This is a genomic window from Variovorax defluvii (genome assembly GCF_039541515.1).
GTDB lineage: Bacteria > Pseudomonadota > Gammaproteobacteria > Burkholderiales > Burkholderiaceae_C > Variovorax > Variovorax defluvii.
Map to the genome: position 1 here is coordinate 29,725 of NZ_BAABGJ010000081.1, position 14,513 is coordinate 44,237.

The 14,513-nt window shown below is 65.4% G+C and carries 16 protein-coding genes and 1 pseudogene; 6 read left to right on the forward strand and 11 right to left on the reverse strand.

The window, feature by feature from the left end:
- Nucleotides 1–236 precede the first annotated feature (236 nt).
- The 3 genes and pseudogenes from ABEA07_RS25635 (at nt 237) to ABEA07_RS25645 (ending at nt 3,278) form a co-directional block, all read left to right on the forward strand.
- The gene (locus ABEA07_RS25635; RefSeq protein WP_425584181.1) at nt 237–1,193 is read left to right on the forward strand and encodes a 3-hydroxyacyl-CoA dehydrogenase; all 957 of its coding nucleotides are present in this window, start codon (nt 237–239) and stop codon (nt 1,191–1,193) included.
- 39 nt (nt 1,194–1,232) lie between these two features.
- A pseudogene (locus ABEA07_RS25640) lies at nt 1,233–2,004 on the forward strand (SDR family oxidoreductase).
- Nucleotides 1,932–3,278, forward strand: a complete 1,347-nt coding sequence (locus ABEA07_RS25645) for a Bug family tripartite tricarboxylate transporter substrate binding protein (RefSeq protein WP_345542180.1) — start codon at nt 1,932–1,934, stop codon at nt 3,276–3,278. Before ABEA07_RS25640 ends, ABEA07_RS25645 begins: the two are co-directional and overlap by 73 nt.
- An 8-nt stretch (nt 3,279–3,286) precedes the next feature.
- On the opposite strand, the gene ABEA07_RS25650 is transcribed toward ABEA07_RS25645, so the two are convergent.
- The 4 genes from ABEA07_RS25650 to ABEA07_RS25665 form a co-directional block, all read right to left on the reverse strand.
- A complete protein-coding gene (locus ABEA07_RS25650; RefSeq protein ID WP_345541458.1) occupies nt 3,287–3,613 on the reverse strand; it encodes an NIPSNAP family protein in 327 nt (108 codons plus the stop codon).
- 14 nt (nt 3,614–3,627) lie between these two features.
- Nucleotides 3,628–4,188, reverse strand: coding sequence for a VOC family protein (locus tag ABEA07_RS25655; protein ID WP_345541459.1), 561 nt, complete (start codon nt 4,186–4,188; stop codon nt 3,628–3,630).
- A gap of 472 nt (nt 4,189–4,660) precedes the next feature.
- Nucleotides 4,661–5,335 carry a tyrosine-type recombinase/integrase gene (locus ABEA07_RS25660; RefSeq protein ID WP_345541461.1) on the reverse strand — a complete coding sequence of 225 codons (675 nt, stop codon included), beginning with the start codon at nt 5,333–5,335 and terminating at the stop codon, nt 4,661–4,663.
- A gap of 493 nt (nt 5,336–5,828) precedes the next feature.
- Nucleotides 5,829–6,626, reverse strand: coding sequence for a hypothetical protein (locus tag ABEA07_RS25665; RefSeq protein ID WP_345541463.1), 798 nt, complete (start codon nt 6,624–6,626; stop codon nt 5,829–5,831).
- Nucleotides 6,627–6,787: 161 nt separating this feature from the next.
- Between ABEA07_RS25665 and ABEA07_RS25670 the strand changes: the two genes are divergently transcribed.
- Nucleotides 6,788–6,967, forward strand: a complete 180-nt coding sequence (locus ABEA07_RS25670; RefSeq protein WP_345541465.1) for a hypothetical protein — start codon at nt 6,788–6,790, stop codon at nt 6,965–6,967.
- On the opposite strand, the gene ABEA07_RS25675 is transcribed toward ABEA07_RS25670, so the two are convergent.
- The 6 genes from ABEA07_RS25675 to ABEA07_RS25700 form a co-directional block, all read right to left on the reverse strand.
- Entirely contained in the window at nt 6,952–9,081 is a 2,130-nt protein-coding gene (locus ABEA07_RS25675; protein WP_345541466.1) for a hypothetical protein, read from the reverse strand. The genes ABEA07_RS25670 and ABEA07_RS25675 overlap by 16 nt on opposite strands.
- Nucleotides 9,082–9,100: 19 nt before the next feature.
- Entirely contained in the window at nt 9,101–9,493 is a 393-nt protein-coding gene (locus tag ABEA07_RS25680; protein ID WP_345541468.1) for a hypothetical protein, read from the reverse strand.
- Between the two features lie 135 nt (nt 9,494–9,628).
- Nucleotides 9,629–10,282, reverse strand: coding sequence for an N-acetyltransferase (locus tag ABEA07_RS25685; RefSeq protein WP_345541469.1), 654 nt, complete (start codon nt 10,280–10,282; stop codon nt 9,629–9,631).
- A 4-nt stretch (nt 10,283–10,286) separates the two neighbouring features.
- On the reverse strand, nt 10,287–10,484 hold the full coding sequence (locus tag ABEA07_RS25690) for a hypothetical protein (RefSeq protein ID WP_345541471.1): 198 nt from the start codon (nt 10,482–10,484) through the stop codon (nt 10,287–10,289).
- A gap of 7 nt (nt 10,485–10,491) precedes the next feature.
- Entirely contained in the window at nt 10,492–11,556 is a 1,065-nt protein-coding gene (locus ABEA07_RS25695; protein WP_345541473.1) for a universal stress protein, read from the reverse strand.
- Between the two features lie 588 nt (nt 11,557–12,144).
- Nucleotides 12,145–12,591: a hypothetical protein gene (locus ABEA07_RS25700; protein WP_345541474.1), complete on the reverse strand. Its 447-nt coding sequence runs from the start codon at nt 12,589–12,591 to the stop codon at nt 12,145–12,147.
- 220 nt (nt 12,592–12,811) lie between these two features.
- Here ABEA07_RS25700 and ABEA07_RS25705 point away from each other — a divergent pair, with 220 nt between their 5' ends.
- Both ABEA07_RS25705 and ABEA07_RS25710 read left to right on the forward strand, forming a co-directional pair.
- Entirely contained in the window at nt 12,812–13,081 is a 270-nt protein-coding gene (locus ABEA07_RS25705) for a GlsB/YeaQ/YmgE family stress response membrane protein (protein WP_345541475.1), read from the forward strand.
- A gap of 46 nt (nt 13,082–13,127) precedes the next feature.
- Nucleotides 13,128–13,472, forward strand: coding sequence for a YidB family protein (locus tag ABEA07_RS25710; protein WP_345541476.1), 345 nt, complete (start codon nt 13,128–13,130; stop codon nt 13,470–13,472).
- Between the two features lie 161 nt (nt 13,473–13,633).
- Here ABEA07_RS25710 and ABEA07_RS25715 read toward each other — a convergent pair whose 3' ends face one another.
- Nucleotides 13,634–14,371 (reverse strand): sulfite exporter TauE/SafE family protein, encoded by a 738-nt coding sequence (locus ABEA07_RS25715; protein WP_345542181.1) that lies wholly within the window; start codon nt 14,369–14,371, stop codon nt 13,634–13,636.
- Between the last annotated feature and the right edge of the window lie 142 nt (nt 14,372–14,513).

Here is a 14,513-nt window from a genome sequence, read left to right on the forward strand (position 1 = left end):
CGAATCGACCGAGAAGGTGGGAAGCTTCTTGCGTGGCACTCGGCTCCTCGCGCGGCGGCCGAACTCACCTCGCCGCCGATCTGAGCGCGCGTAGCCTGATGACACGCTACAGCAAGCAATACATGATGAGAAAGCAGCAGGTCCCACGATCGCGACTACTACGCGATGTTCGGAAAAATCGTCAAGGACAACAACATCCAGGCGGACTGACCCGCTTGGGGCTACAGGAGAATACGATGTCCAACCAAGTTCACCCGTCGCAGGCGGCGATCATCGGATCGGGCATGATCGGTCGCGCCTGGTCCATCGTCTTCGCGCGTGCCGGCTGGCAGGTTCGCCTGTACAGCAGGAGCATGGCCCAGGCCGGAGTGGCGCTTCAGCGCGTGTCGACCACGCTGTCCGACATGGCGGAGGCAGGCCTGCTCGACGAGTCGCCCGCTGCGGTGGCATCGCGCATCTTGCCCACCGATTCCCTGGAGCGTGCCTGCACAGGAAGCAAACTCGCCGTGGAGAACATACCGGAGACACTCGAGCTCAAGCGCCAGGTCTTCACCGAACTCGACGCCCTGTGTCCGCCCGATGCGGTGCTGGCCAGTTCGACGTCGTGGCTACCGGCGTCCAGCTTCACGGAGTCCGTGCCGGGCCGTCACCGGTGCCTGGTGGCTCATCCGACGAACCCGCCGAACTTAGTGCCGCTCGTGGAGGTGTGCCCTGCACCGTGGACCTCGCCCGAGTGTGTGAATCAGGCCATGTCCATCTTCACCAGCGTTGGGCAGCAGCCGGTGCTGGTCCGGCGGGAGATCCACGGCTTTTTGCTGAACCGCATCCAGGGGGCAGTGCTCAACGAGGTGCTCAATCTTTTCGAGCAAGGCTTTGCCAGCACGGCCGACCTGGACAAGGTCATGAAGTACGGGCTCGGTCTGCGGTGGTCGTTCATGGGGCCTCTCGAGACCATCGACCTGAACGCGCCCAAGGGCGTCATCGACTACGCCGCGCGCTACGGGGAGACCTACTCGGCGGTGGGCAAGACCCAAGGCGCGAACGGCTGGTCGCCCAAAGTCATGGCGAAGATCGAACTGGAACGGCGCCAGGTGTTGCCGGAGGACCAACTGGCAGAGCGTGGCCGCTGGCGCGACCAGCGCCTGATGGCCTTGCGGGCGCACCAGCGACGACAGGAAGAAGGGGCCGGCTGAATGCGCGCCGGCCAACCCGGATGAACATGGAGTCTTGCAATGAATGAAGGCGTGAAGGGCCTGCGGGTGCTGGTCACTGCAGCGGCTCAGGGCATTGGCCTGGGCATTGCGGAGGCGTTTGCCAAGGGTGGCGCGCAGGTGCACGTGTGCGACGCCGATGCCCCGCTGCTGGCCGCAGCGAGCGCCAGGTGGCCAGGGCTGACGCACTCGCACACCGATGTCACCGATGCCGCCCGGTGGACGCGATGTTCGACCTGGTGGCCGGGCGATGGGGCGGACGTGCTGGTCAGTAACGCAGGCGTGGCGGGGCCTACGACAGCGCTGGAAGACACCCGGCTGGAGGACTGGAACCAGACCCTCGCGGTGAACCTGACCGGCGCCTTCCTCTGCGCCCGGCGGGCGGTCCCCATCCTGAAGGCGGCCCGCGGCGGCTCCATCGTCAACATGTCCTCCGCCGCCGGGCGCCTCGGGTTTCCGCTGCGCACGCCCTACTCGGCAACGAAGTTCGGCGTGATCGGGATGACGCATACCCGGGCCATGGAACTGGGCCCTTCCAACATCCGGGTCAATGCCATTCTGCCCGGCGTGGTAGCGGGGGACAGACAGGAGCGTGTGATCGCCGCCAAGGCGGCGTCATTGGACATCGAGCACGAAGCCATGCGGCAGCGGTTGTTGTCCAAGGTCTCCCTGCGCCGCATGGTCACGGTCGACGATGTTGCCCAACAGAATCCTGTTCATCTGCTCGCCTGCCGGTTCGGCCATCAGCGGCCAGAGCCTGTCGGTTTGCGGGAACGTCGAGCATCTAGGCTAAGTCGACCAATGGGCACGCGGTTCAAGGCCCGGCGGATGTGGCGCCGCGGTGGTACCGCGCCTGCACGAACTGGCTGGCCAGTACGTGCAAGGACCGCCACTTTGCCACGCCCGACATCCGAATGCCGGCCTCGCCTGTGCTGCAGTCCCGAGTGCTGCCGGATGCCCGATCGATCGCTCGGCGGCGCGCGAACTCACCACGCCGCCGATCTGAGCACGCGTAGCCCGATGACACGCCACAGCAAGGAAAACATGATGAGACAAGCAGCAGCTCCCACGATGCCGCACGCGCCCCTCTCAACAATGGCTCATCGACGGCAGTTCATCGTCGCTACGGTGATGACCTGCCTAACGGTGGCATCATGTCCGCAAGCTGCGCTGGCGCAGTCGACGTATCCAAGCAAGCCGATCCGCGTGGTCGTGCCTTTCGGACCTGGTTCCTCACCCGACGTGGTCGCCCGGCTGTGGAGCGAAAAGATCGCGAAGGCCACGGGGCAGGCCGTCGTGATCGAGAACAAGCCGGGCGGCGCAACCATCATCGGCTCGCAGGCCGTGGCGACGGCGGCACCGGACGGCTACACATTGCTCTACGCAGTCAACAGTTTCTCGATCAATCCGTTCATCTTCAAGTCGGTGCCCTACAGGTCGAGTGACTTCGTGCCGGTCGTCCGCGTGCTGTCGGTGCCCTACGTCATCGTGGTTGCACCGAACTCACGCATCGAAACCCTCGGCGACCTCATTGCCGCAGCACGCAAGGAGCCGGGCAAGCTGAACTACGCGAGCTACGGCGTCGGCAACGGAACGCACGTCGCCATGGCGTGGCTGCTGAACGCCACCGGCACGTCGATGACTCACGTCGCCTACAAGGACAGTCCTTCGGTCGGGGTGATGTCGGGCGACGTGACTTCACTCATGGAGCCGAGCACCACGGCCATTCCGATGGTGCAGTCGAAAAAGCTGCGCGCCTTGGCCGTCACGGGCCCAAAGCGGCTCGACGCCTTGCCCCAGACGCCGACGGTGGCGGAGACACTGCCCGGCTTCCAGGGCGATTCGTGGCACGGCCTGCTGGCGCCCAAGGGAACACCCCCGGAGGTGGTGCAGCGCCTGGCGGCTCTATCGGCCGTGATCATTGCGTCAGACGACTTCCGCCGCAGATTACTGGAGCTCGGCCTGGTGCCGGCTGGCGGGACACCCGCCGAGTTCGGAGAGTTCCTGGCGCAGGACAGCAGGAACTGGGAAAAGGTGGTCCGGGACAACCGGATCACCGCGGACTGACAACTGGATTAAGGCTGCGGCCCCCAGGGCGCAGCCAGCAGCAACTGATTGACCTGCGTCTTCAGCAAGGGCCGCAGCTGCGCGGCGAACTCTCCGAAGGCCTGGTTCTCGGACAGCCGCTTCCAGAATGCGCGGCGGTCTTCATCGCTGTCGAAGCGCCACAGGTGTACCAGTTGATGCAGTTCGCCCGTATCCGACGTGAAGTAGCCGATCAGGTTCTTGTCGAACCCGCCGGCCTGCAGTGCGGGCCAGCCAAGCGTGCTGTACAGGCGGACCACCTCGGGCATCTTGCCGACTGTCGCCGAGTAGGTGCGCTTTTCGTAGACGGTGGTCATGCATCGTCGCCTGTTCACAGGCCTGGATGGCGGGTATCCCACAGTCGGCGCGGCGTCTCGCGCTCGTAGGCTTTCCCGTTCGGAAAGCTCACCAGTTCGAACTGCAGGCCCCAGGGCGAAAGGAAGTAGACCCAGGTCTGGCCGGCGCTGGGGCCGGCGGTGCGCACCGTCGGTTCGCCCAGCACGCGGATGCCATGGGCCTTCAGATGCCGCACGGCAGCTGCGATGTCGTCGACGTAGAGTGCCAAGTGATGCCCTCCGATGTCGCTGTTCCTCGGCATCTGTTGCGCTTGGTCCGGCGACGAATACTCGAAGATCTCGTAGTTGCTGCCGTTGCGGCAGCGAAAGAAGCGTAGCTTCTTTACCACCGCGCGAGGATGCACGTTCAGGTGGACCGCCATCCAGTCATCTTCGGCGCCGAAAGGGCCGACGTCGTAGAACTGCTCGCAGCCGATGATGTTGACGAAGAAATCCGTGGCCTGCTGGAGGTCTGGCACCGTCAGGCCGATGTGGTCGGTACCGCGGAGCCCGGGCAGGCCGTGCAGGGGAACAGGGGTGGAGGGAGCCAGCGACATTCGAGAAAGTGGTGATGGTGAGAGTCGCATCCGGAGGCGAGCCGTGATCACGCTGACCTTCGGACGAAATGCAAGGGGTCCGGCGGCAGTCTACCCACGTCGCCAAAGGGGCTCAAGTTTGGCCTGTTGCATCAGCATCTGATGATTTGCACATCCTGCGACACCCTCTCGGGGTTCAAGAAATCTTGGCGTCCGCTCGCAGCAAATGGCGCAGGGACCATCGAATCCGATTGGGTGCTGCAGTCGTTCGCCGATGGCTACCACTTGCTGGGCGAAACGTGGCGATCACTATCGCACCGCATGTCTACACCAACGCCAAGATGCCGGACCCGTTGAAGTTCGCGCCGACGGCTGCGACCGTCAAGGCAAAGTCCGCTTCTGGCCGGGACTACCAATCCACCCGCGCGCCACATTGCCGCCAGTCGAGGCGGCTGCCCCGACACGACTGCCGGCGCAGCCCCCGTCGAGGAGCTCAGATTTCCGTCTGCTCAGAGATCTCGAGGGCGTCGTCGACCTCAATGCCGAGGTACCTCACGGTCGACTCGAGCTTGGAGTGCCCAAGGAGGAGTTGCACGGCGCGCAGGTTCCTGGTGCGCCGGTAGATCAACGTCGCCTTCGTGCGTCGCATCGAATGCGTTCCGTAGTCGGCACGGTCCAGGCCCAGTTCGTCGACCCAATGCCCAAGGATCCTGGCGTACTGACGCGTACCGAGATGCGGCGAGCCGTGGAGCCGACTGGGGAACAGGAAGTCCTCCGGCTTCAGCCCAGCGAGCTTGATCCACGCCTGCACGGCGTCGCGAGCGGCCGGCGTGATCTCAAACTGGACCGGGCGCTGGGTTTTGTGCTGAACAACCATGGCGCGCGAGGCCACTTGGTCTCCGTGGCACACGTCCCGGACCTTGAGGCCGGCCAAGTCGCATCCGCGCAATTTGCTGTCGATGCCAAGGTTGAAGAGTGCCAATTCGCGAACCCGGCCTTCCATGTGCAGCCGGACGCGCAGCGCCCAGATGTCCTTGAGCTTGAACGGCGCCTTTTGCCCGACGAGCTTGCCCTTGTTCCACGGCTCGCGACTTCGAGCGGGAAGGAAGCAGTCATCGGTGAGGCGGGATTCAGCTGGCGGCAGCGAGAGGGCAGCTGAACCTCGCATAGCTGCCGCTCGGGACGGCATCGGTGACTGCGTCGAACGACGGCTTGACGACGGTGAGCGTTAGGACGCCCGACAACTGCCACCGGCAGCTCGCGCGGCGCTCCCGCCATTGGCCTCCGTGAGCTGGTCGACGGCAATGGGCCCGAACCACCATCCGGCGCTGATGCAAGCAGCCATTCGATGCGACGCGGCCAGATTGCTTCACCCGCTCCGGTCACTGTCGCCGTCCAGTCGCCCGCCGATCCGCGGAAGAGGATCCCGAAGTCAAGTTCCAGACTAGACCAGTCAGTCGCAAAGAAAGGCGCGGACGTCAGGTATCGGCGATCTCCGTCGTTCGCCGGAAAACATTCGACCGACAGCAGCCAGTGTGGAACAGTCGTAGCGAGTTGGACTCGCGACCGGCTGCTCATGGCCGACAAGAGAAGTTCAAGTCACACTGCCCGACTGACCGCTCGCAGTCCCTAGCCGCCGTTCCGCCGACATCCGCCCCACCCTATTGCGAAACCTTCACCCGCGCAAACTCGAAAACCGCGGTTCTCCCATTCGCAGTGACCTCAAAACGAATCGCATCATCAGGTCTCGAATACGGATCGCAGCAGCCCTTCAACACGAGATCGCCCGTGACCATATGAAGCGGATCAACCGTATTCGCTTGCAGTATCGAGTTGGCCGCCATCTCCTGATTCTGGGCGTTGTACTCAAGCTGCCGGATGCCGAGCCCCGTAGCGCCTCCGACGGCCGCCCCAGCCACGATGCCGGCCAGCGGGTCGTAGACGCGAACGGTGCTGGTCCCGGCGAAGGTCGTGACGCCACCGCGCCCGGACACAAAGCCGGAGTAGTTCGAGCGATAGGTCTGGCGCGAGGCCCCATACGCAGCGGCACCCGCCGCCAAGCCACCGACGATGGCGAGCGCGATCTGCTGGCTTCGCTTCTCGCTCTGAATCTCAGCGATTCGCTCGGTGTAGGTGTAGATCGGAACCGGCTGGCCGCGGAAGAATGCCTTGACGTTGTCCGTCGTGAAGTTGACGGCTTCGCTGCCATTGTTGGCGTAGCCGATGGTGAAGGTCGGCATCGTCATACCCTGCGTCCTGAACGTCGGGTACATGAAGATCTCGTTGGCCTCACTCTTCTCGGTGACGGTCCCGATGCCCTGTGTGTACTTCAAGGTCTGGATCGGCTCGTTGGGTTTGGCCGAGTACGCAACCATCGTGCTGCAGCCGCTCGATGCGAGGGCTGCTGCGGTGACGAGCGCGATGATCTTTGCGGGGCGTCCTCTGTTCTTGTTCGTCAACACGGTCAATGCCTGTCGTTGTTGTCGGGGGAGTGGCGATTGTTGGCAACTCTCGACGATCGACGTAAGGTACAAAGTCTCGGTTGCCTCAAGAAAATCTGCAGTCGTGAACCGCGGCTTGGCCCATCATCGCGACGACTCCCTGAACCGAGCCGAGCCCCGTGACCCACTGGACCATCACCGAAGCAACCCAAGACGAAGTCCGCTCCGGCGAGCTCGGCCGCCGCCTGCGCCACTTCAACTACACCTTCGTCGGCGAGTACCCCGAATCCCAGCCCATCTGGCTCAACGCCAAGGACGAAGAAGGCCGAACGATCGGGGGCCTTCAGTTGGCATCATGACGATCGCCGTACCGCTCGTGTACGAGCTCTGCAACCACACGCCGTGGAGCCACTGCGGATGTCGTTTTCCACTGTTCGAGCAAGTTCGTGCGCAGTTCCCCGAACTCCGCGGGCAGGGGCCAGGTTGGCGGTAGCAGTGCCCTCCACTCGGCGATGCTCAGCTTCCGCCACCTGGGCAAGCGGTTGTTCGCCAGCACAAGCAGTCCGACCCTGTTCGCCGGCTTGTACCTGCGGGCATCCAGCAGCATGAGGCCGCAGACAGCCAGCGGGTCGACCAGCTCGATCCGGCCTTCACGATCGAGGCCGTAAACGTAGTGGATCATCGCTGTGTACGAACCTTGCGCGACGAGCGCATTGCGGCATCGGATCTGTAGGTAACCGCTCAGCTCAAGGTTCTTCAATGCGTCGATCAGGGCCGCATCACTGTCGTCCTCATCGGCCCCAGGCATGACGTCGAGAATGACTGCGTCGTTGCTTTTCCTGAGCCCATTCGAGAAGTCCATCGGACGCTGGCTTCCGATGTCGGGGTCGCAACGAGGCGGGTCGATCCTGCTCGCGAGCGATTGGGGCGGGGCGGCCAGAGTATTCAGGCTGTAGTGATGCCACCGGACGATCGTCGACGGCGTCTGCGCGCCGCGCTCAGGCGGATCGATGACGTGCATGGTGGTGGCGGGCGCCGTCGCGCAGAAGCCATGCACTATCTTGGAGATCGCATTGCGTTTGGAATGGGAGGATTTTGGCCAGCAATCGCGGAGGAACGCGCCCAGGTAGTCGAGTTCCGGGGGGAGTCTCCAGCCGAGACGGAGCACCTCTTGGACGTCGTCGATCCTCAAACTGGAGCTTATCGGCACGCGGCCCAGCAGCGCGAACAGCACGCCCATCAGTTGCGCCTCATCGGCCATGTCTTCGCCAAGGAGCCACCGTGCACATACGAGCAGCGCATTTGCACCGCTTGATCTCGCGCTGCTGTCCATCTGCAGGACATGATCGATCATCGCGATGTACGAGTCCAATGGGGCGAGCTGCCCGACGATCTGCGCAATCACCGAACAGTTCTGCATGTAAAGCCGCAGCGCCCTTTTGGCCATGGCGTCGACCTGATCCAGCGTGAGCGGCGGGCGCTGGGCCCGCGCAGGCTCCTGCACGGACGTTGCCTGTTGCCCGCGCACCGAGATCGTTCGCGCAGGCAGAGGCGGCAAAGGCTCGGCGGTCGGGCGCTGTCCAGGCTGCACGGGGTCGCGCTGCGGTTGGAAGCAGGCGTCGCGCAGGTCGCTGAGCTCTTCGGGCAGCGTCCGCTGGCCAGGCAAAAGCGCGATGAAGGCGTCGAGATCATCGGCCTCGGGCACAAAGCCGATCGCTCGGCACAACAGGACGAGCGCCTTCGCTTCGTCGGTCCAGCCGTTCCTCTTCAATGACAAAGCGCAGGAAAACAAGGCTTCTCCCAACCCTTTGGCGTTCGAGCCGCGGATCGACAGCACATGGTCAGCCATCCTGCGGTACGTGCCCTGGTGGATCAGATCGTCGATGATGGGCGCCACTTGCCTGTGTTCGAGCGATCGCCTGACAGCCTGAAGCGCCTGCAGCAGGCTGCCACCGAAAGCAGGTTTGCCTGACAGTTGCGAGGCAATCCGCTGTTGCGGCACCGGTGGGGGCTTGTCGAATATCGGCGGCGTCTCGATGCGCTGCCGCTTGTATTGCTGCTCGGGTTCCGCAACCAAGGAAAACTCGAACGGTACGTCAAGGCTTGTCGGGTACTGGTTCCGCGGATACGGGCTCATCGGAAACGGGTTCGGCGGGAGCGGATTCGTCAGTTGCCAGCCCGGCAAGAGCGGGTGGGGCGGGTACGGTTCGAGTGCGTACCACTCCTGGCGCTGATCCTCGCCAGGACCGCCCCAGGCTTGATCTTCAGAGTCGGACTCGCTGTCCGGAGGTATCTCCGGCCGCAGCGGCACGTCGGCAGGCCGGAGCGGCCGGAATTCGCGGACGCCGTAGTGCGGCATGAGGGACGAATAGACGGTGCCCGCAAGATGCGCAGGGACGTGAAGGTCATTCAGCGGCATGCCTTGGGGGTTGTTCCGGGCAGCCTGGTGGTTCGTCGGCTGGCCGGTCGGCATGCCCGCTCTTCCGCCCGCCTTAAAGTACATGCGATGCCTCCAGTTCGGCGCGCCACATGCGATGACGCTGCGCATGCGCCATCAGCTGCTGGCCCAGTGTCACGAAGTCCAAGGCGGCACGCGGCCAGGAGTCCGCCAGGAACACCTGCCGGGTCGACGGCTCGATGATGAGCGCGGCTGTCGCTTCTTCGTGCCCGGGGTGCCGTAGTACGCAGGACCAGGATTCTTCGAGTTCGTCGAGCCACGTTGCCTGATCCGCCCGGCCAGGCACGCTGTAGAGCACCACGGTCTCCCGGTGCTCGTCTTCATGCAGATGGATGAGGACGTCGTCGCCGAGCAGCAGCGTGCGTGGCGCAGGGTTTGCGGTGGTTGGGCCCGGTCTGGGCCCCAGGAGCGATTCGATGGCGGACATGGGGGTTTGCTCTCCTGTGCGATATGACCCCGATACGTAACGCGCCCGTGAACCCGGTTCCAGCACTGGCACGAGCTCACGCAGGCGAGCCCTTCCGGCGACCTCCAAAGGGAAGCTCGATGCCTTGTCCGCACCTCACGACGCAGCTGCAACGCCATCGCCCACAGCATCCCGCATCCCGACCGCCGCGCGGAACAATGGCAGCGGCCACTTTTCGGGAAGCAGAAACATCCGGGTCTCCAGCCGGTCCAGATCTTCGGCCGCAATCTCACGGCCCAGGTAGGTGAGCTGCTTGTTGCGAAGCTCAACAAAGCCGGATTCGTGGCGCCGGGCCAGACGGCGCCACAGGGCATGCGCGCCCGGCGACTGGCGTGCCCCGCTCATCAGGCAGATCCCGCTCGCGAGCGCCCAGTCGTAGACCGCCGTCGCGATGCCCCGTCTCTGGTACTGCGCCAGGTAGCGGGAGTGAGGTGAACGCAGGCGACGATCCGCCCGGCGACTGACTTCGACCAGCCTGCTGAAGACCGTGCAGCCCGCGAGACAGCGCCGCTGCATGTCTTCGACGTACGCATAGATCTCACCGTCGCTCTCCCGGACGTGCACCTTGAAGTGCGAGTCCGGCAGGCCGAAGGTCGGCAGGCCGTGCAAGGGGCCGCCAGCCGTACGAATACGCTCGTAGATGGACTCGAGGGACTCGCCCCGCTCCTTGGATGGATCGACATCGACCCGAAGTTCAGCCGGGCGGAAAAAGGGAATTCGAAAGTGAGGGAACGGCAACGCAAGGTTCATGGCTTCATCCGCGCAGGGTCTGAGGTCGGTGCGCCACCGGCGATGTGTCGGAGGTCATGACGGCCCCCTGAAGATCGGACGGCGCATACATGATCTTCAGCAGGCAGCCCCGCTGCTGCGCCAGGGCCGCGGCCCGCAGCACGGCCCGATCACCCTGCGCCGAAAAATCCGTGAGGGCAAGAATGGCATGAATGTCCACCATGGATCTCCTAGCGGCCCATGGCGGCGGCGCTCAGCCAGAACGACGGCAAGGGCGCCCCGTGTCCGCCGGTCGCCGTGGTGGGCTGACCGGCTCGGATGGCGCGGCCGTTCACCGCGGCCGGATCAGGCAGCTGCGGCGGCCTGGGGCCACCGGCTCTGACTCTGCGCACGGGCAAGGCGTCGGCGGCGAGCCGGTGCGCGGCGGCTGCACTGGATGCCGGCTCGTGGTCGTGCGGGACCACGAGCACGTCTGCATCCGAGAGGTCGAGGATGCGGCTCGCGGTCTTGTCGAAGAGGAGCTCGCTCCATCGCGAGGAGGGATGCCTGCCGACGACGATGAGTTCAGCGCCGCTGTTCTGCTGCTGCACGACGGTTTGCCTCGCGGCATCGCCGTGGCTGATCGCGGACAGCACGCGATTGCGGCGGGAGTCGTAGGAATCGGTGAGCCAGAACATCCTGTCCTGTGCATGGCGCCGGCATGCGTCGCGATAGGCCTTGATGGCCTGCTCCGAGACCTCGGCATGACGAAGCTTGCCTTCGTTGGCCGTGCTCACTGCGTGGAAGAGCTCGACTTCCGCGGACTTGCCGAGGCCGAAGCTGATGTCGACGAGTGCGCGTGACGACTCGCTGAAGTCGACGGCCACGATGAGGCTGCGATAGTCTCGTTCGGCCTCGCGCCGCACGACGAGAACGGGCCGCCTGGCGGTCCGAAGGAATTGCTCGACGGGCTCGCCCGCGAAGAATGCGCGCAGCCCCCTGACCGGGGCCGTGCCCCAGACGACCAGGTCGGCGCGCCGGGCCTCGGGCAGAAGGTCTTCGACCTTGAAGCTCAGGCGACTCACTGCCCGGACCCGAATGCCATGGCGCTGGCCGAGCTGAAGCGCGTGGTGCGCCAGCCTGGTGGAAGCGTCTCCCGGCACAGCCTCGCCAGGATAGGCAAGGTAGACGAGCGTCAGCGCTGCGCCATGCTCCGCGCAGAGCAGGGCCGCGCGAGACAGCGCGTGGTTCCCGCGGGGGGACAAGTCGGTGACGGCAAGAATGAAGCGAGGGATCATGGCGAGACCTTTCGACATGGCTGGCGCCTGCCGTCCAGTGCGCGGCATCGCGACGACGGGAAGGCAGAGGGCAGATCAGGCGACTCGGTAGCGAGCCGGGCGACGACCGGGAGGTCGCGGGACTATGTGGAGTGGTCGACGCAGGCGTCGGGCCGCTGATGCTTCAGCAGCCTGGAGCGTGGGGAAATAACCGGATTGGCGAGCGTGCGCTCGCCGTGACCCATCGCATGCATTGCAGCACTCCATCGAATGCGAACGCGCGCCATGCGAACGTTCGCGACCGCGCGAGGCTTGTGCCCGGCGGTGGATGGTTGCGCTGAAAAGGGAGTGAGCGGACCGCCGGGCTTAGGAATGTGCTGGCTTGGGCTGCGGCCGGGCCTTCATTGCAGCCGCACGCGCATAGGTGGCCGCCAGAAGCAGCGCAGCCAGGGCGACGTGGGTGCAAATCAGGGTGGTGGTCATGAGTGGCGAGTCTACGGGGTCTGGCTTTTACCGCAAGCGTTGGTGCGGATGCCCTCACAGGCTCTGCCAGATTGCGCACCCTGCCGCGAGCCGCGAACCCCCTTATCGGAGCATCCCGTGCAGGGGCACGAATCTCTCCGGGGCCTAGCGGCGGCCTCGCATCCACGACATCAGTGCGGCCGTCAGCACGCCGCCAGCCGCTGCCGCGCAGGCCGCCGCCTTCCATGGCTCGTCAGCGACGAACTGCATACCCCGCTGCTTCAGTTCAGCGGCGTGGGTCTTCACGTCCTCCATCTTCTTTCCGGCGGAGTTGACGGCGCTCTTTGCATAGGCCTTCCCCGCTTGTACGGCGGCGCCGGCCCTGCTCTCAGGATTCCGGCTGGCGCCAGGGCCCGCGTCGGTCGTCAGGCGGCCGACCTGGTCTACGTCATCCATGGCTCTTTGCATCGAAGCGCCTGCGGCGCCCCCGGATGCGTCGGGCCAGTCGGCGCTGCCAGCCGCAGGCGTGCTGTTCGGCGGACCGTCGCCATCGTTGATCGTTTTCTCGCTGTGGGCGGGATCGCGCGACAGGTCGGATGATTGGCTTTGCATGGCGACACTCCAGTGGATTGGGTCGGGCCAGCATGGCTCGGAGCCGCGCCCCTTGCATCGGAGGCATGGCCGAACGGGTGTAGGCCTTCGCTCGCTTCCCCCAGTCGCAGGCATCGAGGCGAGCGCTGGATTTCCTTCGTCGCTTTGGAGGCGCCGTCCTATAGGGCCGCGCGGCCTTCCCGCGGACGCTGCAGCTACTCAATTTTTCAAGGAGCGCATCGTGAATCTCATCATTTGGCTCGTGGTCGGCGGACTGATCGGCTGGGTCGCCAGCATGATCATGAACACCAATGCGCAGCAAGGCGCGATCCTCAACGTCATCGTCGGCATCGTTGGCTCGCTGCTGGGGGGTTGGCTGGTGGCCCCACTGCTCGGATCGGGGACGGTCAATCAGAATGACTTCAGCGTGAGCGGCCTGCTGGCCTCCCTCATCGGCGCTGTGATCCTGCTGGCCATCGTGAACATGGTGCGGCGCGGTCGCGTCCGCTGAAGGGGAAGGTCATGGGCCTCCTGGGTTGCTACCGGTGGTGCTCAGCATGCTGAGCCAGCGCGCGCGCTCCGGCGGCGGCGTCGGCGGCGGCCTGGGCGGCCTCGGCGACCTGCTCGGCCAGCTCACGCAAAAGGGCTATGGCCGACAGGCCCAGTCCTGGGTCGGGACCGGTGCGAACGAAGCCTTGCCCCCGCAGGCGATCGACGACGTGTTCGGGCAAGACGAACTGCACCGGATCGCGCAGCAGGCCGGTGTGAACGACGACGAGGCACGCGCCGGACTGTCGGAGTTGTTGCCGGACCTCGTCGACCACTTCACACCGAGCGGCAGCATGCCGGATGGCGAACAGCTCTCGGCGAGCGTGGACGACTATTTGCGGCGGCTGCGATAGCTGACTCCGACCTGCTCGAACTCGCGATTGAAAGCGCAGGCCAGGTCCGTCAAGGCGCAGGCCCTGCAGGAATGCGCCGGGGCGCATCGCAAGCGCGGCAAAAGCCTCTTGCCGACAGAGAGTGCTCGCGGTTCTGCGACTTCCGATCCGCCCCTGTTGCCTCAGCGCAAGAAGAACATGGCGCTCATCGTCAGCCCGGTGGCGACGATCCCGTGGCGCAGCCAGTTCGCGGGCAACCGGCGTGCGCCGCGCGCCCCCAGGTAGCCGCCCAGTAGCGCGGCGCCCATCATCAGGCCGGCCTCGCGCCAGGCGATCAGGCCGCCGGCGATATAGAGCGCGACCGCGATCGAGGTCAGCAGGACCGACACCAGGTTCTTCAGACCGTTCGCGGCAAGAAGACTGGTCTGCCCCAGCAGTCCGAACAGGGCCAGCAGCAGGATCCCGACGCCACCGTTGAAATACCCCCCGTAAGCGGTCACGGCGAAAACGCCAGCGACCGCGCCGACGGGATGCGGGTTCCGGTCGTGAGCGCGTCCGGCCAGCCGGGGCCCCAGCGCGAAGAGCAGCGTGGCCGCCAGCAGCAGCCACGGCACCACGCGCCGGAAGGTTGCGTCGGGTGTCCACAGCAGCAGGGCCGCACCGCAGGCGCCGCCCAGGATGGAGACGACGAGCAGCCGGCGCAGCGGCAGGCCCGGCGGTGTCTGGGTCTCCCGCCGCAGTGCCCAGGCCCCTGACAGGTAGCCAGGGAGCAAGGCCAGCGTGCCTGTGGCGTTGGCGGTGACAGCCGGCACGCCGGTCAGCACCAATGCGGGCAATGTGAGGAAGCTGCCCCCGCCGGCGACGGCGTTGAGGGCGCCGGCTGCGAAGGCGGCCGCGAGGAGCAATGCGGTATCCAGAATCATCGGGGCGCATTGTGGCCCCCGGGCGCGCGTTTCCCGCGCCGCGGGAGTGAATGACGGGCCGGATGCGTGCGAAACGAAGGCAAGGCATTCGCCCAAGGACCAGGCGCGCTCTCAAGTCCGGCGTGCGAGGAAGCGCACA